The 263-nt window shown below is 62.7% G+C and carries 1 protein-coding gene; it reads left to right on the plus strand.

Annotation, left to right across the window (positions count from 1 at the left end):
• Positions 1 to 58: 58 nt before the first annotated feature.
• Positions 59 to 263 (plus strand): ParB N-terminal domain-containing protein (locus ACZ3HH_RS30410; RefSeq protein WP_465810342.1); only part of this gene is annotated, 205 nt, incomplete at its 3' end.

Raw genomic sequence — 263 nt, forward strand, 5'->3', positions numbered from 1 at the left:
TTGCCGGGCGGAAGGTTTACGCGCGCCGCCCGGCCTTTTACACACAGGATAATGCCCTATGACCACAACTGCAGACCCCCTGACCCGCATGCTGGGCGAACCGCTGCCGGCGCTACCCCATTACAAGGCGCACCCCCTGGCAGACCTGTATCCGGCCATGTCCGACGAGGAGTTCGCGGCCTTAAAAGCCGATATCGCACAGCACGGCTGTCGTGAATCGATCACCGTCTGGCAGGAGCAGATCCTGGATGGCCGGCATCGGT

The sequence above is a fragment of the Pseudomonas sp. PME37.24/025 genome, assembly GCF_055556615.1.